This is a genomic window from Synechococcus sp. MU1625 (assembly GCF_020514205.1).
Lineage (GTDB): Bacteria > Cyanobacteriota > Cyanobacteriia > PCC-6307 > Cyanobiaceae > Parasynechococcus.
Map to the genome: position 1 here is coordinate 584198 of NZ_VTLA01000001.1, position 26201 is coordinate 610398.

The window sequence follows — 26201 nt, forward strand, 5'->3', positions numbered from 1 at the left end:
CAGCTTTTGCTGAATGGTGGAACGAACGAAGTGTTGTTCGAATAGATGGGTGCGGGTCAAAGTTCGTTCATAATCCTCTACCACCGCACCCCGTTTGATGAATCAAAAGACAACAACGGATCAAGAATTTGGGTCGACCAGAAAAGCCCTAACGGAATAATTCCTACCCTTCGCAATCTCTTTCGGAGCTGCGACAAAGGTACATGGATTGCCTGGAGACGCGTCGACGATCAGTCGAATGAAGGCACAGAACGGATTGAAATGGACAATCCGTCTCCTTTCACGCTCTGCCGAATCCCTCTAGAAGACGAGCAGATCTCCAGTTTTTATCACATCACGTCAAAAGAATGCTTTTGGCCGATCCTGCACACATTTCCCACATACTTCAACGTTAATAATGCGAACTGGAAGATCTTTGAAGAGGTCAACAAACGATTCGCCTCTGCGGCATGTGCCGAGGCTGCCGAGGGTGCAACGGTATGGGTTCACGATTACAACCTCTGGCTGGTTCCCGGTTACATCCGAGCTGAACGTCCCGACCTAAAGATTGCCTTTTTCCATCACACCCCTTTCCCAGGGAATGATGTTTTCGCCATCCTGCCTTGGCGTGAGCAAATTCTTGAAAGTTTGCTCTGTTGCGATGTCGTTGGTTTCCATATTCCGCGCTACACCGAAAACTTTGCCCGTGCCGCCAGCACCCTAGTAGGAGCCAAGCGCGGTCCAAAAGTTTCAGTGGATCGGAAATTCATTGGAGTAGGAACAGCCCTTTCCGAAGGCACGGTCACCAGTCATCTCGAGCACAAAGGCCGCACCATTCAGTTACTCAGCTCACCGGTGGGCACATCTCCTGATCTAATTCAGGAGTTGTGCTGGAGCCCATCCGTTGAAAGCCATGGTGAATTGATCGTTCAAGACACCAAAAAGGGACGAAAACTGATCCTCTCCGCGAGTCGTGTTGATTACACGAAGGGCAATGAGGAGTTGCTGCTGGCCTTCGAACGCCTGCTGGAACGACGCAAGGATTTGCATGGGCAAGTTGTACTGATGCTCGCCTGCGTCGCCGCTGCCAGTGGGATGAAAATCTACGAAGACACGCAACGCTCGATTGAAGAAATGGCGGGGCGGATCAACGGACGCTTCAGCCAAATTGATTGGGTCCCGATCCGGTTTTCAACCCGTCGGATCCCCTACGACGAAATGATTGCCTGGTTCTGCCAAGCAGATGTCTGCTGGATCACACCGCTGCGCGATGGACTGAATCTGGTAGCCAAGGAATATGCGGCTGCTCGGCGAAACCGCGGCGGTGTTCTTGTTCTTTCCGAATTCACCGGTGCTTCGGTTGTCCTCGATGGCGCCGTTCTGACCAACCCCTATTCGAATCGCCGCATGGACGATGCAATCGAATCGGCACTGGAAATGGACGAAGACGAGCAACGCGATCGAATGAGTCGCATGACCGATGCCGTGGAGAGCTACACCGTTCGTGACTGGGCCGATGAACAAATGTCTGGTCTGACGCCCTCAAACGCCCAGTGAAGCTGCGCCGCTGGCTGGCGAGCGGGGCCTTAGCGCTGGTCATTGCCCTCGGCTGCCTGGTGGGGTCAGCGTCCTTCCGGGCGGAAGAGGTGAGCATCCTCATGCCCTCCTCCTTCACCGACGCCAGCGCTGAGCTGGTGAAAACCTTCAACCGCGAGAATCGCGGCCGGATTCATCTGAATTTGATCCGAGGTCCGTTGAACACGGAATCGATTTCAGATCTTGCAATCAGCAGCCTTCTGCTCGGGGATGCACCCTTCGACGCGCTGTTGATGGATGTCACCTGGCTACCGAAATATGCAGCCGCGGGATGGCTGGAACCCCTGGATCCCTGGTTTGATCAGGCCGACCAGGAACAGCTGGTGGAGGGAGCACGGCTGGGCAACGACTACGACGGCCATCTCTACCGCTGGCCCTTGGTGGCCGATGTGGGACTGCTCTACTGGCGGACGGATCTCATGAAAGAGCCACCGAAAACACCAGACGAGTTGGTGTCCGTTGCAGGACAGCTGGTCCAGACCAACGCCGTTGCCAATGGTTTCGTCTGGCAGGGGCGTCAGTACGAGGGGCTGAGCTGCGACTTCCTAGAAGTGCTGCAGGGCTTCGGCGGCGAGTGGATGGACACCACCACCAACACCATGCAGCTGGATACGCCTGAGGCAAGAGGGGCTGCGGCCTGGTTGAACGATCTGATCAACGAAGGGATCAGTCCCTATGCCGTCACCAATTACGCCGAATCGGAGTCGCTTCAAGCTTTCAAATCCGGCGATGCCGCACTGATGCGGAACTGGCCCTATGCCTGGGCTGAACTGCAGAAGGACGACAGCAATGTGAAAGGCAACGTGGGCATCAGCCTGATGGTGGCGCAACCGGGCGAACGACCCGGAGCGACCCTGGGCAGCTGGGGGTTGAGCTTGATGCGTCAGTCGCCCCATCAGGAGGCGGCGGTGGAAGCCATTCGATACCTCACCAATGAAGCCTCCCAGCGAACTCGCTTTCTCAACAACGGCTACTCACCCACCCAAGCGAATTTGTTCAGCGATCCGGAAATGTTGAAGAGTTCCCCTGTGCTTCCGGAGCTGCAGGTAGCGCTAAACCACGCGGTTGTGCGTCCACCAACACCCCTCTACGCCCAACTCAGTGATGTGGTGCAGCGCGAACTCAACGGATTGTTCACCGAAACTGGATCCGCTGATGAAGCGATGGCGACCAGTCAGCAGCGAAGCCAGACCCTGCTTCGTGCAGCGGGAGCGACGCCATGACGGTTCTCCTGGCTGTTCCAGCCCTACTGCTGATCGCCGTCGTCTTCGGCTGGCCGATGCTTCGTTACGCCTGGCTGAGCTTCCACGCTGATTCCGTCCTCACCGGACTGGAACCGGTGGCCAACGGCGGAGCCAACTGGATACGGCTGGCAGTTGATCAGCGGTTCTGGCTGGATGCGGGGCAGACCGCGCGATTCGCCCTGATCTCCGTGGGAATGGAATTGCTATTGGCACTGGCCATCGCGCTCCTGCTTCATCAGAGCTGGCGTGGCAGAGGCGCCGTTCGAGCCCTGACCCTGCTCCCCTGGGCACTGCCCACAACAATGATGGCCCTTGGCTGGCGCTGGATCTTCAACACTCCTTACGGCCCAATCGAGGTGCTGGCCCGAACACTTGGACTCGACTCCCTGGATCTGTTGTCCACCCCATCGATCACCTGGTTGGTGACGGTTTTCGCCGATGTCTGGAAGACAACACCCTTCATCACGCTGATCCTTTTGGCTGGGCTCCAAAGCATTCCCGACGACCTTTACAGCGCCTTCCGTCTGGAAGGCGGAACCCCTCTGCAGGCCCTGCGCCGCGTCACCTTGCCGCTGCTCCTGCCCTACATCCTGCTGAGCCTTCTGTTCCGCTTGGCCCAGGCCTTCGGGGTGTTTGATCTGGTGCAGGTTTTGACCGGTGGTGGTCCTGCCGGCAGCACAGAAAGCATCGCCCTTTATGCCTATCTCAACGGCATGCGCTTCCTTGATTTCGGTTACAGCGCCACGGTGATGCTCGCAGGATTCCTGTTGCTCACAGCCCTGATCCTGGCGGGAACGCTGGTGCTGAAAACCTTCGGTGTGTTGAGGCCCCTGGATCGATGACGCGACGTTCCATCTGGATTGCACTGCTGCTGGTCTGGTCCCTCGCCCCGATGCTGTGGCAACTGGTTAGTTCATTCACCACGGCCGATGCCCTGGTCAACGAACAACTGAGCTTCTGGAACCGCTGGACGCTGAACAACTACAGGGATCTGCTGAGCACCGATCCGCCGTTCTGGAGATACCTGTTCAACAGCAGCCTGGTGGCCTCCCTCACAACGCTGCTCACCTTGGTGCTGGCGATCCCAGCCGCCTACGGACTGGCCAAACTCCCCATTCGATGGAGGGCAAGCCTCCGGACCGCCGTGGTGGGAGCCGCCTTATTTCCCTATGTGCTGCTGTTTCTGGCACTGCTCGAACTGGCCCGCACGTTTTCTCTGGGCAACAACCTCATCGCCATTTCCATTCCCTATAGCGCTCTGTCGATGCCCCTGGCCCTGCTCCTGCTCACCGCTGCCTTCGAAGCCCTACCCAACGATCTCGAGGACGCGGCGAAGCTTGAGGGTCTGTCTCTCTGGCAACGGCTGCGCTGGGTGCTGCTTCCCTTGATTGCACCAGCCTCCGCCAGCACAGCGATCCTGGTGTTCCTGTTCGCCTGGAACGAGTATCCAGTGGCCCTCACCTGGCTAAGCCGCAGCGATCTGCTCACATTGCCGGTGGCGATGGCCCGGATTGCGGGATCATCCACCTATTCGGTCCCCTACGGCACCTACGCAGCAGCGACTGTGCTCGGTGCCATACCTCTGCTGGTGCTGGTGCTGGTGTTCCAGCGGCAGATCGTCAGTGGACTCACCAACGGAGCAATTAAGGGATGACACTGGAACTACGGGCCATCAGCAAGAGCTTCGGCGAACGCCAGGTTCTCAAGCAGCTCGACCTCAACGTGGCCGATGGGGAATGCGTCGCTCTGCTGGGTGCCAGTGGCTGTGGGAAAAGCACGGCTTTGCGTCTAATCGCGGGGCTCGATCAACCAGATCAAGGCTCCATTCGCATTAATGATGCCGAGATGGTTGACGTTCCCGCCGAACGGCGCCGGGTGGGGATGGTCTTTCAAAGCTATGCCCTGTTCCCGCATCTCAACGTGTGGGAGAACCTCGAACTGGGTTTGAGGATTCGAGGTGGCACCACCAGCAGCCGCGATGCGCGGATCAGCAGCGTTCTGGAGGTGCTGCAACTCAGCGAATATGCCCAGCAACGGCCATCACAACTCTCCGGCGGACAGCGCCAACGGGTCGCCCTAGCCAGAGCGTTGCTGAGGGATCCACTGGTTTATCTGCTGGATGAGCCGATGAGCAATCTGGATGCGCAATTGCGTGAGGACCTGCGTCCCCAGTTGCGCCGTCTGATGATCGGTGGTGACCAACCAGTGGTCTACGTCACCCATGACCAGCAGGAGGCAATGGCGTTGGCAGATCGCATCGCGGTGATGCGCAATGGAAGCATCGAACAGATCGGAACACCTCGCGAGCTCTATCTGCAGCCGGCCAGCACCTACGTCGCCCAGTTCATCGGCCGCCCGCAGATGAATCTGTTGCCAGCTCAGAACGGCGTGACCATCGGCGTCCGACCGGACGACCTGCGGATCGATTCCGATGGCTGGCCGTGCACAATCCTCAGCCGTGAATGGTTCGGTGCCAATCAGATGCTTCTGGTCCGTTGCGATCGCGGCGACCTACGAATGGTCTGCTCCGGAGAAACGACGATCGCGGCTGAACCGCGGATCAGTTGGTCGAGCGATTGTGAGCATCGCTTCGATGCGATCTCCGGTCGTCGACTGCCATCCGCTTGAGCAGGTCGCTGTGAGCCGATGCCTGACATCGCAAGTCTTCCGTTTGATTGGGATCCGCCGGGCGATCTACTTCAGCTCGCCACAGATCCAGCAATGCATCCACGGAAGGCAAGGAGGTCAATGGGGTACAAGGCACGGACGCCATGGCAGCGGCGGCCTCAACCTTCGGGTCGTAGCTGAGAGCAGCCATCGGACTGTTGGAAAGACGGGCCAGGATCAAGGCATGCAGGCGCATGGGCAGCACAAGGCGTGCCCGTTGGACTACATCAGAAACAACCTCCAGGGACTGGGGCACCAAGGTTGTGCTGCACCCCTTCAGACGCTTTGGAAGCAGCCCCGCATCGCTCAGTTGCTGCAGCAACTGAGCATCCTGATGCTCATGGAACGCCAACCAGATCACCGGGGCTGCCAACTCGGCACTGAGAGCATCCAAAGCATCCGTCAACCGACGCCAGCCCGAGTGATCCAGGAGTGGTGTTGGACGCCAGCTCAGAACGATGGCGTCGCCTCCGATCCATGGACGCGCCGGCATCTGCCAGACAGGATCTGCGGCCAGCACCATGGGTAACGATCGCGCCCAGCGCCGAGCCAATTCAAAGGAGCGCTGATCGCGCCAACTCGCCACCTTGCAGAACGGCAACACAGCGCGCACCAGCATCCGACTGATCCAACGCTGCAATGGCCCCAGACCCTGGCCCCAGAGAACCAGCTCGGCACCACCGATACGGGCGACCGCCATCAGAAGCAGGTAGTAAACAAGGCTGCTGAAGCTGGTGCTGTCCTGAAGCAGGCTGCCGCCCCCAAGAACCAGCACATCCGCGCGCAGAGCGGCACGAAGGCAGCTCACCAATGCGCGGCGATTCACGGTGACGGCCGACGGTGCCAGGGCAAGGACCGGAACTGGATCACGCACTGTGATCAACAACTGCTGCGACTCGGGAAGCGCTGACACCAGCACCTGAAGCAGTGCATCGTCCCCGAGATTGTGTTCTCCGTAGTAGCCACAAAGCAGAAGGACAGGTGCAGCGGGGCGTACCACGGGCAGCAGCCTGTTCACTCCAAGCATTATCAACGGATTCCTAGGATTCGGTCCATGCACGCGTTGTCGCTCGGAACCTGGTGGATCCACGTCGCCTCAGTGATCGAGTGGTGTGTGGCGATCGTGTTGATGCATCGACGCGGACTGTCAGGCATGGCATGGGCCATGCTTCCGGCCCTGGTGAGTGCGATGGCAGCCTGCACATGGCACTTGTTTGACAACAGCGACGCTCTGCGGGGCCTGGTCACCCTTCAGGCCCTATTCACCGTGATCGGGAACAGCACCCTGGCGTTTGCGGCATGGCAGCTCCAACGGCGTCGGGTGGCTGACGGGGTGGTCAATGAACTTTGATCCCGCACCCCTGTTTGCGGTCTCGCTAATCCCTTATTTGTTGTTTCTCTTCTGGCTCCAGAGGAGTAAGGCACTTCCGCAGATGGCGGAACGCGGCTTTCAACTCACACTACTGTTCGTCGCCGTCACGATTGTTGCCGCCATCGCAGCTCTGCGCTGCTGCTCAGCGGAACTGGTGGAGATCGACTGGTTGCACGGTGGTGCAGAAGCCTTCCTAACGCTCGGCAACACCGTTCTGGTGATCGGACTGCTGCTACCGACCCCCAAGAAAGGGTGAACAACTCTTAAGAGACTCAGGCAAGACGGCAGAACCCCCGGATGATGAGGTGTCGCTCATTGGCTCGAATGCTGACCCACCTTTTCGCGATCGCTCCCGCCACAGTGTCCTGGTCTCCCAAGGTCGCCCTGGTGATGATCCTCTGCAATGTGGTTGCCATCATGGTCGGCAAGGCCACGATTAAGCACCCCAACGAAGGCGCTGCACTTCCCAACTCCACCTTCTTCGGTGGAATGGGACATGCAGCCCTGCTCGGTACCACCAGCCTTGGCCACATCATCGGCATTGGTGCGATCCAGGGCTTGGCAGCCCGCGGTGTGCTCTGAAGCAACACCTTTCCGGGAAGGAGCCACGGCTCCTCCCCGGAAATAACATCGCTCAAAGCAGATAGGGCAACAGGCGTAAGCCGTAACGCTCGAATCTGTACTCAAACAGCAGCTCAGAGAGAGCAGTTGCTTGTGCTGTGGAAGAAAGTCCATTGATCAGACGTTCGAGTCGTTGATCAGCCCGGCAATTGTTGAGCCCCCACCAGGTGCGCCGCGCCAGACGGCCTGACACCGACCATCGCCAGCTCCGCTTGGCGTCAAGTTCCTGTCTGTAGCGTTGGGGAATGGTTGCTGAGTCGCCGCGCATCCCATCAGCGATCAACAGATCGGCCAGTTGATCGGCATTGTCCATCGCATGGCGGATGCCTTCTCCACCGAGAAGATTGGCTGTACTTGCCGCATCTCCAACCGCCAACAGCGCATCGACACCCAGCGCTTCAGATCGGGAGATCGAGCTGGAAACAGGCCCACCATGGCGATCCAGAACGAGACAGTCGGACAAGCCGCAGCGTTGAATCAACCGCTGCAGGGGCTGCGCCAGGCTGCCGGGGTTCTGACGATGGGGCGGAGGAAGCTGACAGACACCCACCTTCAGCCGTTGTCCTTGCATAGGGAAGATCCAGCCGTATCCGTGGCTGATCCAGGGCGTCCCCAGAAAAAAACTGATCCGATCCCGCCAGGGTGCGGCGTGGCGATCATCGGCTTGAAGCAGCCACTCGACACCGATCCCCTGCAGCAGCGGATCAGCTGGATTGGGCTTGACACCAGCCTGCTGAAGCAGATCGCGACGTGCACCCGTGGCGTCAATCAGCCACCGGACTGAGCGCAACGACTCCACACCATCGCGCGTCTGCAGCTGCACGGTGGCGTTCTCTGCGCTGAGGCTTTTCAGAACTGCCCGACAGCCTTGAATCAACTCCACACCATGGCGACGCGCTTCCGACCAGAGAAAGGAACGGAGCCTGCCGAAGTCGAGCACCACCCCCAGATCGTCGTCAGACCACCACTGATGCACAAGACCGGAAGGATCGTGCAACTGCCAGCCCTGCCAGGTTGCGGCAATGGTTTCATCCGGCAGGCCAATCCGACGAACAGCCTCCATAGGAAGAGCTGCGCTGGAATAGGCATTGCGTTCCGGATCCATCAAGCGATCCACCAGGGTGACCTCAGCACCGCTGCGCGCCAGTTGAATCGCCAGGCGGGCACCGGAAGGCCCCGCACCAACGACTAGAACCGACACAGATCCTTCCGCTTCAGGCCTGCAGAGCCTTGATCGAAGCGCTGGATGGCAGATCACCAGCGGCCTTGCTGAAGCGCTCAAGGATGCGTTCAGCCATCTGTGCAGGGGTTAGACCAAGAGCTTCCTTGCTCTGTTGAGGAGTGGCGTGATCGACCAGCTGATCGGGAATGCCGATCCGCAGCATTGAGACAGTGATGTCCTGATCGCTCAACGACTCGAGAACGGCGGCCCCAAATCCTCCGGGGAGGGCTCCCTCCTCCATGGTGACCACACGGGGGATGCGGCGGGCCAGAGGATGAATGAGGGCCTGGTCCAGCGGCCGCAGGAATCGGGCATTGATCACCGTGGTCGAAAGACCTGCTTCCTCAAGCAGAGTGGCTGTGGCAAGAGCCGGCGCCACCATGGCGCCGTAGGCAACGATCATCAAGTCATCACCTTCCCGCAGCAGTTCTCCACGGCCGATCGGCAGGGATTCCCAACCCTCTTCCATCAAGGGCACGCCTTCACCCGATCCCCGGGGAATGCGCAGGGCTGTCGGCCCGTCGTGACTGAGGCAGGTCACCAGCATCTGCTGCAGCTCGGCCTCATCCTTCGGAGCCATCACCGTGAAATTGGGAATGGCACGCATGTAGCTGATGTCGTATTGACCCTGGTGCGTCGGCCCATCGGCACCGACGATGCCCGCACGATCCAGCACGAAGGTGACCGGCAGCTTCTGAATTCCAACGTCGTGGATCAACTGGTCGTAGGCCCGCTGCAGGAAGGTGCTATAGATCGCGCAGACAGGACGCAACCCTTCACATGCCATCCCCGCTGCAAGGGTGACGGCATGCTGCTCGGCAATGCCGACGTCCACGTACTGATTGGGGATGGCCTTCTGCAGCAGATCGAGCCCAGTACCGGTGGCCATCGCCGCAGTGATTCCCACCACCCGGCTGTTTTGCTCGCACAGCTTGACGAGGGTTTGACCAAACACCTTGCTGTAGCTGGGGGGCTTGGGTTTCGATGAGGGGATCGCCTTACCGGTATTGAGATCGAAAGCTGATTGCGCGTGGTAGCCGACCTGATCAGCCTCGGCGTAGGGATAGCCCTTGCCCTTAGTCGTGACGACATGCACCAGAACAGGACCACCCTCACGGTGGGCCGCCTGAAAAGTGCGCACCATCTCACCGATGTCGTGGCCGTCGATCGGACCCATGTAAGTGAAACCGAGTTCCTCGAACACGGCACCAACCTTGGGAACAGCGAGACGTCGCATGCTTCCCTTCAGGCGATTGAGTTCCGCAGGAAGCTCTCCACCCATGAACGGCAGGTGACGAACACTCTCTTCGACACTCCCCGAGATGAACTGCATCGGTGGGCTGAGCCGCGCACGGTTCAGAACACTCGATAGGGCTCCCACCGGTGGGGAGATCGACATGTCGTTGTCGTTCAGCACCACCAGGAGCGGGGTGTTGGGAAGGTGCCCCGCGTGATTGATGGCTTCCAGGGCCATGCCGCCTGTCAGGGCACCATCACCGATGACAGCAACGCATTTGTACGACTCACCCTTGTTGTCCCGCGCCATCGCCATCCCCAGCGCAGCGGATATCGAGGTGCTCGCGTGACCGGCTCCGAAGTGATCGAAGCCACTCTCCGAACGCTTGAGGTATCCAGCCACCCCACGCTGCTGGCGCAGGGAATCGAAATCGTTGAACCGCCCTGTGATCAATTTGTGGGGGTATGCCTGATGACCGACATCCCAGATCACGCGGTCATGATCGAGGTCGAGGGTCTGGTACAGAGCGAGTGTGAGCTCCACAACACCCAGACCAGGACCAAGGTGTCCACCACTGGTCGACACAACCTGCAGATGCCTCTCACGGATCTGCCGTGCCACATCCTCGAGCTGAGCCGGGCTGAGTCCGTGCAGTTCATTCGGATGCTTGAGATCTCCGAGATGCATGCACTGCCAGTTCCAATACGAGCAATCTACGGGAACCAGCCCGGATGCTGTCTGGATCGAACCCTTGGAAGAATGGTGAGATGACCGACTACCTGCAGCGGATCCTGCGTGCACGCGTTTACGACGTGGCGCGTGAAACCCCCCTGGATCACGCCCCCAATCTGAGCCGCCGACTGAACAACACGGTCTGGTTGAAGCGTGAGGATCTCCAGCCGGTGTTTTCCTTCAAACTGCGCGGCGCTTACAACCGCATGGCACAGCTGAGCGCTGACGAGCTGAAGCGCGGTGTCATTGCATCCAGTGCCGGTAACCATGCCCAAGGAGTGGCGCTGAGTGCCAAGCGACTCGGCTGTCGAGCGGTGATTGTGATGCCAAGCACGACGCCGGAGGTCAAGGTGCGCGCCGTGCGCGCCCTGGGCGGTGAAGTCGTGCTCCATGGCGAGACTTACGACGAGTGTTCCGCAGAAGCACAGCGGCGCTGTAAAGCCGAAGGCCTCACCTTTATCCACCCCTTTGACGATCCCGAGGTGATCGCTGGTCAGGGGACGATCGGGATGGAGATCATGCGCCAGGCAGAGCAGCCACCCAACGCCATCTACGTGGCAGTTGGTGGAGGTGGCCTTATCGCCGGAATCGCCGCCTACGTCAAACGACTCTGGCCTGAAACCGAGGTCATTGGTGTGGAACCGATCGATGCCGATGCCCTGACCCGCTCTTTGGAGCAGGGGCAAAGGGTGGAGCTGGAGCAGGTGGGCCTGTTTGCCGACGGTGTCGCCGTGAGGAAAGTGGGTGAACACAGCTTTGAGTTGGCCCAACGGTTTGTCGATCGGATGGTCCGGGTCGACACCGACGCCATCTGTGCCGCCATCAAAGACGTCTTCGAAGACACCCGCTCCATCCTGGAACCTGCGGGCGCACTGGCGATTGCCGGTCTCAAGCAGGACGTGGCCGATCGCAACCAAGCAGGTCGCAATCTCGTAGCGGTGGCCTGCGGCGCCAACATGAATTTCGACCGCCTGCGCTTCATCGCCGAACGGGCTGAGCTCGGTGAAGAGCGGGAAGCGATGTTGGCTGTGGAGATTCCTGAATCACCCGGCAGCCTCAGGCGCCTCTGCGAACTGCTGCGGGAGCGGAGCCTCACCGAATTCAGCTACCGCATGACCGATGGCGCCACGGCGCAAATCTTCATCGGTGTGCAGGTGAAGGATGAAGACGATCGGTCATCCCTACTGAACCAACTGGAGCAGGGTGGCTTTCCCTCTCTTGATCTCAGCGACAACGAATTCGCCAAGGTCCATTTGCGCCACATGGTGGGAGGTCGGCTGCCGTCTTCAGCGCGAACGGCCTGCGCCGGGGAATGCCGAGAGCTGCTGTATCGCTTCGAATTCCCCGAACGACCGGGTGCCCTGATGAGCTTCGTTGATGCCCTACACCCGGGATGGAGCATCAGCATCTTCCACTACAGGAACCACGGTGCCGACGTAGGGCGAATCGTGGTGGGAGTTCTGGTGCCGAAACAGGAGATGGAAGGGTGGACCGACTTTCTCAGTGCCCTGGGGTATCGCCACTGGGATGAAACAAACAACCCTGCCTATGCACTGTTCCTCTGAGTTTCAGGACGGTAACTTGAGTGCTCTTGAGGGGTTGTGATGACGTCTGCATCCCTGCCCACACGGCTCGAGGCCGTTCTTTATTTGAAGGGCAGACCCGTCAGTGTCGGCGAACTGGCTGAGCTGGCAGGAACCGAGCGTCGCGACGTGGAGGAAGCACTCGTAGCTCTCACCGCCTCCTACGCCCAGAGAGACAGTGCACTGGAGATCGTTGAGCAGAGCGGTCGCTACGGCCTGCAGCTGAGGCCGGGCATGGGCGATCTCGTGAAAGACCTGCTGCCGGTGAATCTCTCCACCGCGACGTTGCGAACCCTCGCCACCATTGCCCTGAAGAAGCGGATTCTCCAATCCGATCTCGTGGATCTGCGTGGATCGGGTGCCTATGACCACATCAAGGAACTGGTGGCACAGGAGTTCATCGAACGCCGCCGTCAAAGTGAAGGCCGCTCCTACTGGATCACCCTCACCGAAAAATTTCATCGCACCTTCTCAGTGCTTCCTGATCTCGGTGCAACCGATCTGACAGAAGCTGCATAAAGTCGGAGGAGTTCAGCCCTCGTCATGGAATCTCTTCCCGTCACCCTGCTGCAGGTGCTGTCCCAGACCCTGCAGATTTACTCCCTGGTCTTGATCGTTCGGGTTCTGCTGAGCTGGTTCCCCAACCTCGACTGGGGCAACCCGGTGCTGAGCAGTGTCAGTGCGATCACCGATCCCTACCTCAACGCTTTCCGGGGACTAATTCCGCCCCTGGGAGGAATCGATCTTTCCGCAATCCTGGCGTTCCTGGCCTTGAATCTGCTTCAGAGCCTGGTGGGGCAGTCCATCAGTGCTTTTTACATGTCGGGATCAACCTGGTAAAGAATCCAGATTGATACCCCGTTCAAGCGGCAACAAATCGTCGTCATCGGCATCGACGCGGGTTCGAACTGGCGCTTTGAAACCACGCGCCCGGACATTTTTAATCTCGAACGGTCCTGGCGTTCCGGAAGGAACCGAAATCCGCAACGCAAACTGGGATTGACCGGGGTTCACATCGCCGATCGATCCCACCCGGGTTCTGTTTGGAAGCACAGGTTCACCACTGGCGTCCAGGATTCGTGCGTAAACGTCGGTGTCGACAACGCTGTCCCGGCTGCTGTTCTCAACGTCACCCGTCAGCACATAGCAGCTGGCACCCACCGGACGGCTCAAGTCGGGCTGATTACCGGGGTCCTGTTCACTGCAGGGATCCAAACGAACCCCACTGAGTTGCAGTTCAGCGGCATCACAGGGCAGCGCCAGTCCCAGCAGCAGCGGCAGGCTCAAAAAAAGAGTAAAAAAACGACGAAACATCGGGCAGATCAACGTTGGTCACCGCTGCCGCCGATGCGGCCACGGGCAGCTCGGCTCGACAGTTTTTGAAGGTTGGCTTCTGCCACATCATTCAGGTCATAACCCATTTCGCTGGCCAGCTGAGCCACGTACCAGAGCACATCGCCCAGTTCCAACTTGATCGCTTCGCGGGTCTCAACATCAAAGACACCCTGACGATCGCGAATCACCTTCTTGACCTTGTCAGCAACCTCGCCAGCTTCTCCCGTCAAACCGAGGGTCGGATAGATCGGATTACAGCCCACATCCGGGTAGGCAGCCGTCTTTCGAGCAGCGTCCTGATAGGAATTCATCTCCATGGGGCCCGTTAGGAAACGCCCGGATGGTAGTTTCCGCAAGGATTTTCAGCCACGATATGGGCCAGTTCGACCTGAACCGACGGACCAAGATCGTGGCCACCATCGGACCAGCCACTGAGAGTCCAGAGCGCATCAAGGAACTTGTGAGGGCTGGCGCGACGACGTTCAGGCTGAATTTCTCCCACGGAGACCACAGCGAACACGCCGCACGCATCGCCACCATTCGTCAGGTGTCTGAAGAATTGGGGCAGACCATCGGCATCCTCCAGGACCTTCAGGGTCCAAAAATCAGGCTGGGGCGATTTGCTGAGGGGCCGATCACCCTGGCTAACGGGGATCCGTTCACGCTCACCTCACGACCGGTGAGTTGCGACAAAACCATCGCAACGGTGACCTACGACAAACTGGCCGACGAAGTCACCGCCGGGAGCAGGATTCTTCTCGACGACGGCCGTGTCGAGATGAAGGTCGATGCCGTCGACAAAGCGGAGCAGACCCTGCATTGCACCGTCACCGTTGGCGGTGTTCTTTCGAACAACAAGGGCGTCAACTTCCCCGACGTTCAGCTTTCCGTCCGTGCCCTGACCGACAAGGACAAGACTGATCTGGCTTTCGGTCTCAGTCAGGGGGTGGACTGGGTTGCCCTCAGCTTCGTTCGCAACCCCTCCGACATGGAGGAAATCCGCGGGCTGATCCGTGACCACGGTCATGAAACCCCTGTCGTGGCAAAGATCGAGAAATTTGAGGCCATCGATCAGATCGATTCCATTCTTCCTCTCTGCGACGGCGTAATGGTGGCCCGTGGTGACCTGGGGGTGGAGATGCCGGCGGAGGAAGTTCCTTTGCTGCAGAAGGAACTCATCCGCAAGGCCAACAGCCTGGGCATTCCGATCATCACGGCGACCCAGATGCTTGATTCAATGGCCTCCAGCCCCCGGCCGACCCGTGCCGAAGTTAGCGATGTAGCTAACGCCATCCTTGATGGCACCGACGCTGTGATGCTGTCCAACGAGACCGCTGTGGGGGATTTCCCCGTGGAAGCCGTGCAGACCATGGCCACCATCGCCCAACGGATCGAGAAGGACTATCCCCAGCGCTCCATCGACAGCCACTTACCCAGCACAATTCCCAACGCATTGAGTGGTGCAGTCAGCACTATCGCCAGCCAACTCAACGCATCGGCGATTGTTCCCCTCACCAAAAGTGGCGCAACGGCACGCAACGTCAGCAAGTTCCGACCGGCGGCGCCGATCCTGGCCATCACACCTGATCGCACCGTTGCCTGTCGCCTTCAGCTGGTGTGGGGGGTCACCCCCCTTGTCATCCCTCAGGGAGAACGCACCACGCAGACCTTTCACGCGGCCATGGTTAAAGCCAGGGAGCTGAATCTGCTCAAGGAGGGAGATCTCGTCATTCAGTCCGCAGGTACCCATGCAGGGGTCTCTGGATCCACTGATCTGGTCAAAGTGAGCATCGTGAGCAACGAAGCTGAGGCGACACTGCTCTGAACGACAACACACCATGAACCGGCGCATGCCCGCCACTGAAACGGTGCGGATGGCCCTGTCCACCCTGCGGAGCAACCGACTTCGCAGCCTGCTCACCATGGTGGGCATCGTGATCGGAAACGCCTCGGTGATCACCCTGGTGGGCGTTGGACGTGGCGCTCAGGGGCTGGCTGAAGAGCAGCTGACCAATCTCGGCGCCAACGTCTTGTTTGTGGTTCCGGGCAACAACAACACCCGTCGCCAGGGAATAACGCGTCCGAAGACCCTCGTGCTTGAAGACGCAGAAGCCATCGCGGAACAAGTCCCCAGCGTCAAGCGGGTGGCGCCCCAAATCAACAGCAACCAGGTGGTTCAGGCCGGGGCGCGCAGTGCCACAAGTTCGATCTACGGCGTCACACCGGAGTTTGTACCGGTTCGCAGCTTTGAGGTTGCGAAGGGACGTTTCATCAGTTCCCAGGACGAATCAGGCGCTCGAGCTGTTGCGGTTTTGGGCTCTGATCTGCGGACCAAACTGTTTCCAACCGGTGCGGCGATCGGTCAGCAGGTTCGGATTGGCAATCAGGCGTTCAAGGTTGTCGGTGTGATGGCACCGAAAGGAGCCGTGTTCGGGAGCAACCAGGATGAAAATGCCTATATCCCTCTCTCAACAATGGTGAGCCGGATCACCGGTCGGGATCCCATTTACGGCGTCAGCCTCACCTTCATCAGTGTTGAAGCAAGGGATGAACAAAGCACGGGCGCAGCCAAGTTCCAGATCACCAATCTGCTGAGACAGCGTCACCGGATTCTTCGGGATGACGATTTCGCGGTGCGTTCCCAGAAGGATGCCCTCACCATCGTCGGCACCATCACCGGAGGCCTCACTCTGATGCTCGCTGCCATCGGCGGGATCTCTCTCCTGGTAGGCGGCATCGGGATCATGAACATCATGCTGGTCTCCGTGAGCGAGCGCACCGAGGAGATCGGTCTGCGCAAGGCCTTGGGAGCCCGCAGCAGCGATGTGCTGCAGCAGTTTCTTGTGGAGTCGCTAGTGCTCGCCAGCCTGGGCGGTGCCATCGGCACCTTGGTTGGACTGGGAACAGTGAGCCTTGTGGCTGCATTCACACCACTCCCGGCCGCAATCGGCGCGACAACAGTTGTTGTCACGGTGGGACTTTCAGGATCCATCGGACTGTTCTTCGGCGTCGTTCCCGCCCGTAGAGCCGCCAAGCTCGACCCGATTGTTGCCCTGAGAAGTCTTTAAAGAAGGTCCCGAAATCCAGTCCATCTCCTTTACACTAGTTAATGATTTCTTTTGGCTCATGAATCAGCGCTGGCGCCTTCTTGCCCTCTGGCTTCTGCCGATCGGCGTCGTTTTGCTGATTGGTTGGCAGGTGGTCAGCAACGGAGGCATCAATAGCCTCAGCCAAGACAGCAATGGCACAACTGTTGCTCCACGCAATGCAGCGGTGGCCCGCATGAGCTATGGCCGCTTCCTCGACTACGTCGAAGCCGGCCGTGTGACAGCCGTTGATATCTATGACGGCGGCCGCAACGCTGTTGTGGAAGCCGTCGATCCAGACCTCGACAACAGAGTTCAGAGACTTCGCGTTGACCTCCCAGGCCTTGCTCCGGAGCTGATCAACACACTCAAAACTGAAGGCATCAGCTTCGATATCCATCCCCCTCGCACGGCACCACCTGCCCTTGGCGTGCTGGGCAATCTCCTGTTCCCACTTTTGCTGATTGGTGCGCTTATTTTTCTGGCTCGCCGCAACAGCAACATGCCAGGCGGCCCTGGTCAAGCCATGCAATTTGGCAAGAGCAAGGCGAAGTTCATGATGGAAGCCGAAACTGGCGTGATGTTTGACGACGTCGCAGGCGTCACAGAAGCCAAGCAGGAACTCGAAGAGGTCGTCACCTTCCTCAAGCAGCCCGAGCGATTTACTTCCGTGGGTGCTCAGATCCCGCGTGGCCTGCTGCTGGTCGGCCCTCCTGGAACAGGCAAAACACTTCTCGCCAAAGCCATTGCAGGTGAAGCAGGGGTTCCGTTCTTTGCTCTTTCGGGCTCTGAGTTTGTTGAGATGTTTGTTGGTGTTGGTGCCAGCCGTGTCCGCGACTTGTTCAAAAAGGCCAAAGAAAACAGCCCTTGCTTGATCTTTATCGATGAAATCGATGCCGTTGGCCGTCAGCGCGGTGCGGGAATCGGTGGAGGCAACGATGAGCGCGAGCAGACGCTGAACCAGCTCCTGACGGAGATGGATGGTTTTGAAGGAAATAGCGGAATCATCATCATTGCGGCGACCAACCGTCCCGACGTACTCGATTCAGCGTTAATGCGACCCGGTCGTTTTGATCGCCAGGTCACCGTTGATGCTCCTGACATCAAAGGTCGTCTTGCCATCCTCGATGTTCACTGCCGCAACAAAAAGCTTGACGCAGAGCTCTCTCTAGAAAGCATTGCCCGACGCACTCCAGGTTTTACCGGTGCTGACCTGGCCAATCTGATGAACGAGGCAGCCATCCTCACCGCCCGCCGAAGGAAGGACTCCATCGGTCTGAGTGAGATCGACGACGCAGTCGACCGCATCATCGCCGGCATGGAAGGTCGCCCCCTTACCGACGGTCGCAGCAAGCGTCTGATCGCTTACCACGAGGTTGGTCACGCCCTAATCGGAACGCTGGTTAAGGATCACGACCCTGTTCAGAAGGTCACCCTGGTTCCTCGTGGTCAAGCCCAAGGTCTCACCTGGTTCTCGCCGGATGAGGAGCAAACCCTTGTCACCCGTGCACAGCTCAAGGCGAGGATCATGGGTGCTCTTGGCGGTCGGGCAGCCGAAGACGTTGTTTTCGGTCACCAAGAAGTCACCACTGGAGCCGGTGGCGACATCCAGCAGGTGGCTTCGATGGCTAGGAACATGGTGACCCGGCTAGGCATGAGTGATCTTGGACCTGTTGCCCTTGAGGGTGGTGGTCAGGAAGTCTTTCTAGGCAGGGATTTGATGTCTCGTAGCGAAATCTCCGAGTCGATCTCCCAGCAGATCGACATCCAGGTGCGCGACATGGTTAAGCGCTGTTATGACGAAACTGTGGAGATCGTGGCTTCCAATCGTGAAGCTATTGATCGCCTGGTGGAATTGCTGATTGAGAAGGAAACCATGAATGGTGATGAGTTCAAGGCTGTTGTCGCTGAATTCACCGCTGTTCCTGAAAAAGACCGCACCGTCGTCACCCTGGACTGAGTCCAAGATCTAACAACCAAATGCCCCCGCCTTACTCAGGCGGGGGCTTTTTTTATGGGTTCGATTTGTTCTTGCGTCGACGACAGCGATCGGAACAGTAGACAACGTCATCCCAACAATTTCTCCAGGCCTTACGCCACTCAAATGGTCGGGCGCATACCGGGCAAATCTTGCTGGGACGGTTGTTTTTTAAACCTCCGTTTTTGGATCCACCCCGCTTCAAGCGACAGCCTGAACGGGGCGCTTGTCGATCACCGAATCAATCAAGCCGTAGTTCACCGCTTCAGTAGGGGACATAAAGAAATCACGGTCCGTGTCGTGCTGAATACGGTCCAGCGGTTGACCTGTGCGATCAGCAAGCTCCTGATTGAGTCGATCCTTCAGGAAGAGAATTTCATCAGCTTGGATCCGAATGTCACTCGCCTGTCCCTGTGCACCACCCAAGGGCTGGTGAATCATGATTCGGGAATGCTGAAGGCTGCTGCGCTTGCCCTTGGTGCCGGCACAGAGAAGAAAGGCACCCATGCTGGCGGCAAGGCCTACACAAACGGTGTGCACATCCGGTTTGATGTGCTGCATGGTGTCGAAGATGCCGAGGCCGTCGTAAACAGAGCCTCCAGGTGAGTTGATATAGAGGTAGATATCTTTTTCAGGATCCTCAGCTTCGAGGAACAACATCTGAGCAACGATCCGATTGGCAGAGTCACTCGTGACTGCTTCACCAAGGAAGATGATCCGCTCCCGCAGAAGTCGGGAATAAATGTCAAAGGCCCTTTCCCCCCGGCCGGACTCCTCAATCACAATCGGGATCATTTGAGCTTGAGCAGGGTCGGACAATCCTAACGGCGATGTCTGCGGCGCTAGGGTTCCGGCCATTCATTCATGGACTGCACGTTGGCCGAAAGTCAGACCATCGCGGACAGCAAACGGTCGTTTCATCAGTCCTTTCCCCACGTCATCGCGCCGCTGTATCGCCGGCTCGCTGACGAGTTGCTGGTGGAGCTACACCTGCTGAGCCATCAGAGTCGCTTTGAAGCCAATGAGCTCTTCAGCGTCGGACTCTGCACCGTGTTCGACACTTTTACGAAGGGATATCGGCCGGAAGCCCAGACAGAAGGGTTGTTCAGCGCCCTCTGTAGCAGCAATGGCTTTGACGCTGCAGGCCTGCGGAAGACCAGCACAATGCTGATTGATGAGGCCAAAGGCAAAGATCTAGACAGCATCAAGGCCTGGCTTTCCTCCAAACGTCTCCCCGATGACGGCCACTATTCGCGATTGATGGCAGTAGGCCTGATGCGCCTGCTTGAGGCTGCCGGAGTGGATGGCAGCAGCCCTGACAGTCAGGCCCTGGGCGAACAGTGCAAGGAACTCGCCGAAATCCTCGGCTTACCCGCAGATCGAGTCGAGAAAGATCTGTCGCTGTTTGGCTCAAACAGGGAACGGATGGACCAGGCGGTTGACCTGGTGCAAGAAACCATTGCGGCCGAAAAGCGGAAAAAGGAGCGCCGTTTAGCGGAACAGGCTCAAGGCAGTGACAGCTGAAGCCGCAGCCATCCGGGCTGTCGCTCTTTAGGCAGTGCTGTCATCTCAAGTTCCAGCTGAGATGCGTTGCGAATCACACTGGGCCAGCCCGGTCCAAGCCAGCCCAGCCGAACCAATTCATTGGGTCGGCCTCGGAGACGAAGACGTTGTTGACCATGGCGTTTCAGAGGGCCCTGATCAAGAGTCGGTGCTTCTCCCAGGGCAAGCAGCAACTCAACCCGTCCCTGCATCTCAGAACCAACCGACCATCCACCGCTGGGATCACCCTGGGGATCAAGCCAGACATCTGCAAAACGGTTGGAGCTTGGCCCCTTGGGCATCAGCAGTGGGCGTTGCTCACGTTGGAATCCCCGCCGCAACAATGCTGTTGAAACAGCATCAAGGCTGGCCTTGAGTTGGCCGATTTGATCAGCAGGAACCATCAACCTGGCTTGAACGGAGGCGCGAAAGCGACCATCGTTCAAGCCATCCACGCGCAGAACGACAGGAGCAGCGAGCAGAACATCACGAAGCTCCTGAGGGAGTCCATAACGGCTGGTCAGCTGCTCAGCGATCAAAGGGTTGTTCAGGAAGGATCCGAGCAGTGGCTGCAAAGCAACGCTGTTCAGCTGGAGATAACTCAAGGAGGAATCGAACCGAACACGCTTGGTTCGACCTCGAGCCTGTCCATCCTTGAGAGACACAAAGGGGCTGGAGGCGACAGGCCCCTCAGCCATGAGCCGATCTCCCCGAAGCACAACACGCAGGCAGCCATGAGACACACTTGCCAAGGAGGGGAACAGGGGCCAACTGATCGACGCCAACCCTGAGGGTTGCCACTGAACAGCCGTTGCGCTGGTGAGACGCTTCAGGCAGTTCTGCTCCAGTGGCGACGGTGTACGTGACTCAAGCGGGGGGAGTTGATCAAAGCTGATGCGATGCAGCTCATCAGCAAAAAGAAGATCCAGAGAAGACGGATCTGATGAGCTCGGGAGAGCAAGAACGGGTTCACCGTCATCCAGCCAGATCAGCCACCAAACAGCACGTCCGTGGCGTTTCCAACGATCAAGAGCAGCATCAGGAGAAAGCCGCTTCTGCCAGATCAGGGGTACAGGAGACGTTGGATCAGCTTCAAAACTCTGAACCAGCCGAGCGCTTCTTGTGATCTCGAACAGCTCTGCTGTTCCTCGGCGATTCAGAGTGGGCGTGAGGTTGGACGCGCTGAGCAGCAGGCTAGGAACAACAAGAATCAGCCCCAGCAGTAGAGCCGTGCACGGAAAGGCAACCAGCTGCTTTCGAATGAAACCAATCAGGATGATGATTTGGTTGGACCCTTGCGGCGTCGGCGGTCTCTCCATTCGATCGTTGAGAGGTAGATCACCGCAACGCTGACGAAGCCAAGAAGCACTGCTGCCGTGACCGCCAGGGTCTGGCTAAGAAGTGGTGCGTCTTGAAGCACAGATTCGATCAGAAGTTCAGGGTTCCGTCACCGTTGCGTCCCCAGACGACCATGGCGATAGAGAAACTGAACATGGCGGCCAAGGAAGCCCAACCCAGAGTGAACAACATGCGCTTGACCGCTTGATTGTTGAGATCCTACCTAGGGTCAAGCATGATTTCGTACTGCCGGAGGCAACTGTCATGACCAGCTCCAGCCCCGGTTCCTCTGCAGTGATGGAGCGCCAGGAGACGACCCAGCGCTATCCCCAAGCTCGCGTCATCGTGTTGAACGACGATGTCAACACCTTTCAGCATGTGGTGGATTGCCTGCGCAAGATCATTCCTGGCATGAGTGAGGACAATGCCTGGAACCTTGCGAACAAGATTGATCGACAGGGTTCAGCTGAGGTTTGGTGTGGCCCCCTAGAGCAAGCCGAGCTCTACCACCAGCAGCTGCAGGCCGAGGGACTCACCATGGCCCCAATAGAACGCTGTTGATCTAGGCAGCTGGTTTGCGGCTGGCCTTGGTCAACCGGAGTCGATCATCAATCTGCAGACGCTGTAACCGTTCATCCATCACAAAACGAACCACACGGCCAGGGCAGAGGGCCAAGCCCCGTACTTCCGTTCCGTGCACCTCTGCGGTGAGCATGCGGGCCTGAGGGCCGCACGCATCTTCCAGTGGGCCGCGAATCACGAGGCGAAGAGCGTCAACTGATTTCAGCATCACAGCTCCGGAGCGCTCTCTCTGGCATAGCCAAAGTGGCTAGCTTTCACCAGTTCTCAGGTTTTCATTCAGCTTTGGGCCGGGTTGTCATCACCCACAGCACCTATGTGCAGGGATTGATCCCATGGCTGAAGGCGCTGGCTCAGGAGACGAATATTCAAACGATTACCCCTGCTGTGATCTGCAGGGTCCGTGGGAGAAGTCCCGATCTTCAGCTACGGGTGTCGACGCAAATCCATGGGGGGTACAAGCTGGTCGCTCGCAAAGGAAGCTCAGCCCAAGAGGTTTTTGTCGTGACATCCATGAGTCGACCTGACCTGGAGAGGGCTGTATTGCATCACCGCCCCTGAGGTGGTTCTTGCTCGAAGCCTGCAGCTCGACAGGACTCTGGATGGCCCTCCGCAAAGTCGGGATCACCAGCGCAGAGCGCAGCCCAGTCGGATCGCTTGAAGCACTGGGGAAGAATCGCTCGGCAAGCAATTTCAGCGTCATCAGTCAGAAAGGTAACGGCGCTCACCCTGGGGCTGCTTGAAAGGTCGAAGCACGACATTCCGGCTGTCACCAAGAACACAGCGGCAAAAGCATGGATAGTTGACATTCAGGCAAAAGCGAAGACCTAATCAATCAAAAAATTTAGATAAAAAGAAACTAGATCTTAACTTTCATGATGCTGAAAAGATCAATCAAGCCTCAATCTTTTGATTCCGGGGCGGTTAACTTGAATTCTAAAAACAAGGCTTCGGCACCCGCATAATCCTTCTTTTCCCGCAGATAAAAAACCTGAGCCTTCCACCAATCCCAGGTTTCCATTTGAATTAGTTCGTCAAGCCGAGGATCGCGCATCACAGCACTGCAACCATCCAGACCTTAAAGACGATCAAGTCATTGACAAGCCATGTTCACACAGCAGTAAGCATCATCGACTACACATCCCTTCGCGGCTAACCTTCGAAAGCTCCAAAGATCTCCCATGCCCCTTGAAGTTGCAGTCAGGCAAGGACCACAAAGCACCGAGATCATAGGAGTCTTCGACGATCTTGAAGACGCGCTGACCGAATTCAATGAACTGATCAACCGTCGAAACTGGCATCAAAGCGTGACCACCATCTCGCTGACCGATACAGAAAAAAACAAATGCCTCGCCCAATATGCACTCCAAGAGTTCAACCACTCCGAAAGCTAGATCACGAAAAGCTTGATTGAATCAACCATTACACCTTTGCTCGAACATCGGTTAGTGCAGCCTCAACGCAAAGAATTTAGACTCCACAAGAGCTAACGATTACAGAGTGAACGGCAAGACCCTGGTCATTTGCATCAGCACATTCTTCCTTTTGTTCTTTCTTGCAGAGTCTTGGATGATGAGAGGATTACCCCACTAACAAGAACATCCCTCCTCACCGGAAGTCAGACAACAAAAGCAACTAGACAATCAGTTAGAACCCCAAAAACTCATTCACCAAAGACAGCGTTATGAAAATAGTTTTCAGATCCAAACGCATTCAAGCCATTCATTAAATACATAAGAGTCATTTTTCACAACGTTTCGAGAAATTCCTCTCGCCAGGCAGAGGTTGAAGAGGGTGAACCACCATGCCGTGCGAGCCCCAGTGATCGACCTGGAAGAACCAGAAGGGGCGACAAAGTGGGGCTTCGTTTCCGGCTGCAAGGCCGGTCTACGTCACCGTCACGACAGTCTCCCCAAGTCGAAAGAGAGTCAGATCAGAGCACTAAAGAAAGGCCGTCACCAACACAGCAGTTCATCCACAACATTAATCGGGACTCTCGCTCTGAAGAGGCCAGATCCTGCGAATGGCCGCGAGTGCTGAGTCGGCCTCATCGCGCCGCTTCAGAACCGTGTCGCCCTCGAGAAGCAGCGTCACATGCCCCAACTTGCGACCCGGTGTCTCCGGCGACTTGCCGTACCAGTGCAGATGAAGACCCTGTATGGCCTCAAGCGCCTGAAGCCGCTGATCCAAAGGAGCGTGGCGGGCTGGATCCAGGCCCAGCAGGTTGACCATCAAGGCACCGCAGCTGCTCAGCTCTGGCTCCGGCACGGGGAGGCCGGCAGCGATGCAGAGCTGCTGATCAAACTGACTGCTGGTGCAAGCCTCGATGGAGAAATGGCCTGAATTGTGGGTGCGAGGGGCAATTTCATTCACTTGCAGACCTGCTGGCCCGTAAAAGAATTCCAAAGCCAGCACGCCGACGTAACTGAGCTTCGTCATCAGCGATGCCGCAACGTTGTAAGCCAAAGCCGCCACCGACGGGTCCACCGGCGCAGGTGCCAGAACCCAGTCACAGACTTGTTGATGCTGGTGGGTTTGCACCAGTGGGAAGTGGCGGATCCTTCCTTTTTGATCTCGGCTGACGACGAGAGCCAGCTCCAGCTCGTAATCCACCCACGATTCCAGGAGCCAGTGGTCTGCTGTGACGGCCCGCAACAACTGCGCAAGGGCTTCGATATCGCGCAGCACCACAGTGCCCTTGCCGTCGTATCCCCCACGGGACGCCTTCGCCATCACAGGAAAGGTCCAACCCTGGGGAAGAGCAGGTTGGGCCGGAGAAATCAAACTGAGCGGACACCAGGGTGAACTTGGAATCGCCAGGTCGTCGAGCAGCTGACGCTGCGAGAGTTTGTCGACAAGTGGCGACAGAGCGGCCAACGACGGGCGGAAGCGAACCCCCTGCTGCTCAAGCGGAAGAAGGGCGTCGATGTTGACCCACTCGTTCTCGAAGGTGACACCGTCACAACCCACCACCAGTTCACGGGTTCCAGCCACGTCCCGGGGATCCGCCTCAACATGACGCGCCGCCAAGCCGGCGGCAGGATCCGCTGCATTGGAGGTTTGCACCGCGATCGGAACCTCTCGTTGCGTGGCGGCCTGCACAAGCATCCGTGCCAGCTGACCACCTCCCACAACACCGATCATCGTGTCCGAGCCGTCTCTCGCAGCTTGCCACCTAGCGGGGCCGATGACAGCGTCAAATCAACGGACGATCGCCGGCAAAGACCAGACGAATCATGGTGAACAAAATGACCACTAGGAACAGGGCCAAGCCCAAGGTGCAGGCGTAGCTGATCTCCAATTCAGCAAAGGCCTGGTCGTAGACGTAGTAAACGATGGTTCGCGTGGCATCGGCCGGACCTCCCTGGGTCATCAGAAACACCTCCTCAAAGACCTTCGTGGCAGCAATCGATGACACGACAGCAACCAGGGTCACGTAGGGGCCCATCAAGGGCAAGGTGATGTCGAGATGCTTTCTCCATCCCTCGCTGCCATCAAGCTCAGCTGCTTCGTAGAGCTCCTTGGGGATCCCCTGGAGACCCGCCAGAAAAATGACCATGTAGTAACCGAGACCCTTCCAGAGGGTCACCAACATCACCGCTGGAAGCGCCAGCTGCGGGGTTGTGAGAAAACCGATCGGGCTAAAGGCATCTCCGAGCAGCACGCTCAACCATCCGTTGATCAGACCGTTCTCGGCGTAAAGCCAGCGAAAGGCGATGGCAGCAACCACGATTGATACCAGCACAGGGGTGTAGAAGGCACCCCGCAGCAAGGAACGACCTGGCAAACCCTGGTTGACCAGAACAGCTAGTGCCAATGCCCCCAGAACAATGGGGGGCACCACACCGATCAGATACAGAAATGTGGTGACCAGCACCTGACGCGCCATGGGATCCGACACCAACCGCTGCAGGTTGGCCAGGCCCACGAATCGCAGCGGTTCACTGACATCCAGACCCGTTGCGGTGAAACTCATCACCAGAGCCATCAACGCCGGCAGCAGCACCGACAAGCTGATCAGGATCACCGCCGGCAGGAGAAATGCCCAGGCCGAAAGGGAGTTGCGCACTGCTCTCTCGCGCACTGAACC

At 58.0% G+C, this 26201-nt stretch carries 32 protein-coding genes and 1 other RNA gene; 18 read left to right on the plus strand and 15 right to left on the minus strand.

All coding sequences use genetic code 11. The features are described 5' to 3' along the window. The first annotated feature begins 45 nt into the window (after positions 1 to 45). Genes ggpS through FZX13_RS03325 form a run of 5 tightly spaced genes read left to right on the plus strand, consistent with a single transcriptional unit; the run spans position 46 to position 5447 of the window. Positions 46 to 1536 (plus strand): glucosylglycerol-phosphate synthase, encoded by a 1491-nt coding sequence (ggpS, locus tag FZX13_RS03305; RefSeq protein ID WP_226407251.1) that lies wholly within the window; start codon positions 46 to 48, stop codon positions 1534 to 1536. Beyond that, the gene (locus FZX13_RS03310) at positions 1533 to 2798 is read left to right on the plus strand and encodes an ABC transporter substrate-binding protein (protein WP_226407253.1); all 1266 of its coding nucleotides are present in this window, start codon (positions 1533 to 1535) and stop codon (positions 2796 to 2798) included. Before ggpS ends, FZX13_RS03310 begins: the two co-directional genes overlap by 4 nt. Next, positions 2795 to 3661 carry a carbohydrate ABC transporter permease gene (locus tag FZX13_RS03315; RefSeq protein WP_226397595.1) on the plus strand — a complete coding sequence of 289 codons (867 nt, stop codon included), beginning with the start codon at positions 2795 to 2797 and terminating at the stop codon, positions 3659 to 3661. The genes FZX13_RS03310 and FZX13_RS03315 overlap by 4 nt, the downstream gene beginning before the upstream one ends. Beyond that, positions 3658 to 4473, plus strand: a complete 816-nt coding sequence (locus FZX13_RS03320; RefSeq protein ID WP_226407255.1) for a carbohydrate ABC transporter permease — start codon at positions 3658 to 3660, stop codon at positions 4471 to 4473. Before FZX13_RS03315 ends, FZX13_RS03320 begins: the two co-directional genes overlap by 4 nt. Beyond that, positions 4470 to 5447 carry an ABC transporter ATP-binding protein gene (locus FZX13_RS03325; RefSeq protein WP_226407257.1) on the plus strand — a complete coding sequence of 326 codons (978 nt, stop codon included), beginning with the start codon at positions 4470 to 4472 and terminating at the stop codon, positions 5445 to 5447. Before FZX13_RS03320 ends, FZX13_RS03325 begins: the two co-directional genes overlap by 4 nt. Here the strand turns inward: FZX13_RS03325 and csaB are convergent. Continuing rightward, complete coding sequence (gene csaB / locus FZX13_RS03330; protein WP_370630772.1) at positions 5380 to 6513, minus strand: polysaccharide pyruvyl transferase CsaB; 1134 nt, start codon at positions 6511 to 6513, stop codon at positions 5380 to 5382. The two genes, FZX13_RS03325 and csaB, sit on opposite strands and share 68 nt — an antisense overlap. A 27-nt stretch (positions 6514 to 6540) precedes the next feature. On the opposite strand from csaB, the gene FZX13_RS03335 reads away from it, so the two are divergent. The 3 genes from FZX13_RS03335 (at position 6541) to psaK (ending at position 7440) form a co-directional block, all read left to right on the plus strand. Next, positions 6541 to 6837, plus strand: coding sequence for a DUF2499 domain-containing protein (locus FZX13_RS03335; RefSeq protein WP_115022031.1), 297 nt, complete (start codon positions 6541 to 6543; stop codon positions 6835 to 6837). After that, positions 6827 to 7114 carry a DUF3593 domain-containing protein gene (locus FZX13_RS03340; RefSeq protein ID WP_226407259.1) on the plus strand — a complete coding sequence of 96 codons (288 nt, stop codon included), beginning with the start codon at positions 6827 to 6829 and terminating at the stop codon, positions 7112 to 7114. The genes FZX13_RS03335 and FZX13_RS03340 overlap by 11 nt, the downstream gene beginning before the upstream one ends. 68 nt (positions 7115 to 7182) lie before the next feature. Continuing rightward, positions 7183 to 7440 (plus strand): photosystem I reaction center subunit PsaK, encoded by a 258-nt coding sequence (gene psaK, locus FZX13_RS03345; protein WP_226407260.1) that lies wholly within the window; start codon positions 7183 to 7185, stop codon positions 7438 to 7440. 52 nt (positions 7441 to 7492) lie between these two features. Here the strand turns inward: psaK and FZX13_RS03350 are convergent, their stop codons facing one another. Next, the gene (locus FZX13_RS03350) at positions 7493 to 8680 is read right to left on the minus strand and encodes an NAD(P)/FAD-dependent oxidoreductase (protein ID WP_226407262.1); all 1188 of its coding nucleotides are present in this window, start codon (positions 8678 to 8680) and stop codon (positions 7493 to 7495) included. Positions 8681 to 8693: 13 nt separating this feature from the next. After that, positions 8694 to 10625 (minus strand): 1-deoxy-D-xylulose-5-phosphate synthase, encoded by a 1932-nt coding sequence (dxs, locus tag FZX13_RS03355; protein WP_226407263.1) that lies wholly within the window; start codon positions 10623 to 10625, stop codon positions 8694 to 8696. An 80-nt stretch (positions 10626 to 10705) separates the two neighbouring features. Here dxs and ilvA point away from each other — a divergent pair, with 80 nt between their 5' ends. From ilvA to FZX13_RS03370, 3 genes are read left to right on the plus strand one after another with little or no spacing between them, the layout of a single operon-like run. Then, complete coding sequence (ilvA, locus tag FZX13_RS03360) at positions 10706 to 12235, plus strand: threonine ammonia-lyase, biosynthetic (protein WP_226407265.1); 1530 nt, start codon at positions 10706 to 10708, stop codon at positions 12233 to 12235. A gap of 39 nt (positions 12236 to 12274) precedes the next feature. After that, the gene (gene scpB, locus FZX13_RS03365) at positions 12275 to 12772 is read left to right on the plus strand and encodes an SMC-Scp complex subunit ScpB (protein WP_115022019.1); all 498 of its coding nucleotides are present in this window, start codon (positions 12275 to 12277) and stop codon (positions 12770 to 12772) included. Positions 12773 to 12796: 24 nt separating this feature from the next. Beyond that, the gene (locus FZX13_RS03370; protein ID WP_115022017.1) at positions 12797 to 13093 is read left to right on the plus strand and encodes a YggT family protein; all 297 of its coding nucleotides are present in this window, start codon (positions 12797 to 12799) and stop codon (positions 13091 to 13093) included. Here FZX13_RS03370 and FZX13_RS03375 read toward each other — a convergent pair. Together FZX13_RS03375 and FZX13_RS03380 are read right to left on the minus strand one after the other, a co-directional pair. After that, the gene (locus tag FZX13_RS03375; RefSeq protein ID WP_226407267.1) at positions 13082 to 13567 is read right to left on the minus strand and encodes a hypothetical protein; all 486 of its coding nucleotides are present in this window, start codon (positions 13565 to 13567) and stop codon (positions 13082 to 13084) included. The genes FZX13_RS03370 and FZX13_RS03375 overlap by 12 nt on opposite strands. A gap of 8 nt (positions 13568 to 13575) precedes the next feature. Further along, positions 13576 to 13905: a nucleoside triphosphate pyrophosphohydrolase family protein gene (locus FZX13_RS03380; RefSeq protein ID WP_115022009.1), complete on the minus strand. Its 330-nt coding sequence runs from the start codon at positions 13903 to 13905 to the stop codon at positions 13576 to 13578. Between the two features lie 56 nt (positions 13906 to 13961). On the opposite strand from FZX13_RS03380, the gene pyk reads away from it, so the two are divergent. Genes pyk through ftsH form a run of 3 tightly spaced genes read left to right on the plus strand, consistent with a single transcriptional unit; the run spans position 13962 to position 18634 of the window. Further along, complete coding sequence (pyk, locus tag FZX13_RS03385) at positions 13962 to 15413, plus strand: pyruvate kinase (protein ID WP_115022007.1); 1452 nt, start codon at positions 13962 to 13964, stop codon at positions 15411 to 15413. A 13-nt stretch (positions 15414 to 15426) separates the two neighbouring features. Further along, positions 15427 to 16656: an ABC transporter permease gene (locus FZX13_RS03390; RefSeq protein ID WP_226407269.1), complete on the plus strand. Its 1230-nt coding sequence runs from the start codon at positions 15427 to 15429 to the stop codon at positions 16654 to 16656. Between the two features lie 58 nt (positions 16657 to 16714). After that, positions 16715 to 18634, plus strand: coding sequence for an ATP-dependent zinc metalloprotease FtsH (gene ftsH / locus FZX13_RS03395; protein WP_115094014.1), 1920 nt, complete (start codon positions 16715 to 16717; stop codon positions 18632 to 18634). A 52-nt stretch (positions 18635 to 18686) separates the two neighbouring features. On the opposite strand, the gene FZX13_RS03400 is transcribed toward ftsH, so the two are convergent. Both FZX13_RS03400 and clpP read right to left on the minus strand, forming a co-directional pair. Further along, on the minus strand, positions 18687 to 18857 hold the full coding sequence (locus FZX13_RS03400; RefSeq protein WP_115022000.1) for a DUF2256 domain-containing protein: 171 nt from the start codon (positions 18855 to 18857) through the stop codon (positions 18687 to 18689). Continuing rightward, a complete protein-coding gene (gene clpP, locus FZX13_RS03405) occupies positions 18854 to 19510 on the minus strand; it encodes an ATP-dependent Clp endopeptidase proteolytic subunit ClpP (RefSeq protein WP_255617924.1) in 657 nt (218 codons plus the stop codon). The genes FZX13_RS03400 and clpP overlap by 4 nt, the downstream gene beginning before the upstream one ends. Positions 19511 to 19528: 18 nt before the next feature. Here clpP and psb29 point away from each other — a divergent pair, with 18 nt between their 5' ends. Continuing rightward, entirely contained in the window at positions 19529 to 20176 is a 648-nt protein-coding gene (gene psb29 / locus FZX13_RS03410; protein ID WP_226407280.1) for a photosystem II biogenesis protein Psp29, read from the plus strand. Here the strand turns inward: psb29 and FZX13_RS03415 are convergent. Together FZX13_RS03415 and petN are read right to left on the minus strand one after the other, a co-directional pair. Continuing rightward, positions 20158 to 21513, minus strand: a complete 1356-nt coding sequence (locus FZX13_RS03415; protein WP_226407282.1) for a hypothetical protein — start codon at positions 21511 to 21513, stop codon at positions 20158 to 20160. The two genes, psb29 and FZX13_RS03415, sit on opposite strands and share 19 nt — an antisense overlap. A gap of 109 nt (positions 21514 to 21622) precedes the next feature. Then, positions 21623 to 21724 carry a cytochrome b6-f complex subunit PetN gene (gene petN / locus FZX13_RS03420; RefSeq protein ID WP_011364412.1) on the minus strand — a complete coding sequence of 34 codons (102 nt, stop codon included), beginning with the start codon at positions 21722 to 21724 and terminating at the stop codon, positions 21623 to 21625. A gap of 72 nt (positions 21725 to 21796) precedes the next feature. Here petN and clpS point away from each other — a divergent pair, with 72 nt between their 5' ends. Next, a complete protein-coding gene (gene clpS, locus FZX13_RS03425; protein ID WP_115094018.1) occupies positions 21797 to 22093 on the plus strand; it encodes an ATP-dependent Clp protease adapter ClpS in 297 nt (98 codons plus the stop codon). 1 nt (position 22094) lies between these two features. On the opposite strand, the gene FZX13_RS03430 is transcribed toward clpS, so the two are convergent. Further along, positions 22095 to 22322 carry a hypothetical protein gene (locus tag FZX13_RS03430; protein ID WP_115021992.1) on the minus strand — a complete coding sequence of 76 codons (228 nt, stop codon included), beginning with the start codon at positions 22320 to 22322 and terminating at the stop codon, positions 22095 to 22097. Between the two features lie 74 nt (positions 22323 to 22396). On the opposite strand from FZX13_RS03430, the gene FZX13_RS03435 reads away from it, so the two are divergent. Continuing rightward, complete coding sequence (locus tag FZX13_RS03435) at positions 22397 to 22672, plus strand: DUF2103 domain-containing protein (protein ID WP_115094020.1); 276 nt, start codon at positions 22397 to 22399, stop codon at positions 22670 to 22672. On the opposite strand, the gene FZX13_RS03440 is transcribed toward FZX13_RS03435, so the two are convergent. Next, positions 22660 to 22839, minus strand: a complete 180-nt coding sequence (locus FZX13_RS03440) for a hypothetical protein (protein WP_115021988.1) — start codon at positions 22837 to 22839, stop codon at positions 22660 to 22662. The genes FZX13_RS03435 and FZX13_RS03440 overlap by 13 nt on opposite strands. Positions 22840 to 23012: 173 nt before the next feature. Continuing rightward, a complete protein-coding gene (locus FZX13_RS03445) occupies positions 23013 to 23165 on the minus strand; it encodes a hypothetical protein (protein ID WP_226407284.1) in 153 nt (50 codons plus the stop codon). A 127-nt stretch (positions 23166 to 23292) separates the two neighbouring features. Between FZX13_RS03445 and FZX13_RS03450 the strand changes: the two genes are divergently transcribed. Then, entirely contained in the window at positions 23293 to 23505 is a 213-nt protein-coding gene (locus FZX13_RS03450) for a hypothetical protein (protein WP_226407286.1), read from the plus strand. 398 nt (positions 23506 to 23903) lie between these two features. Here the strand turns inward: FZX13_RS03450 and ssrS are convergent. The 3 genes from ssrS to FZX13_RS03465 form a co-directional block, all read right to left on the minus strand. After that, positions 23904 to 24087: non-coding RNA, 6S RNA (gene ssrS, locus FZX13_RS03455), on the minus strand. A gap of 7 nt (positions 24088 to 24094) precedes the next feature. After that, positions 24095 to 25255: a 5-(carboxyamino)imidazole ribonucleotide synthase gene (locus tag FZX13_RS03460; protein WP_226407288.1), complete on the minus strand. Its 1161-nt coding sequence runs from the start codon at positions 25253 to 25255 to the stop codon at positions 24095 to 24097. A gap of 52 nt (positions 25256 to 25307) precedes the next feature. Continuing rightward, complete coding sequence (locus tag FZX13_RS03465; RefSeq protein ID WP_226408238.1) at positions 25308 to 26180, minus strand: carbohydrate ABC transporter permease; 873 nt, start codon at positions 26178 to 26180, stop codon at positions 25308 to 25310. Between the last annotated feature and the right edge of the window lie 21 nt (positions 26181 to 26201).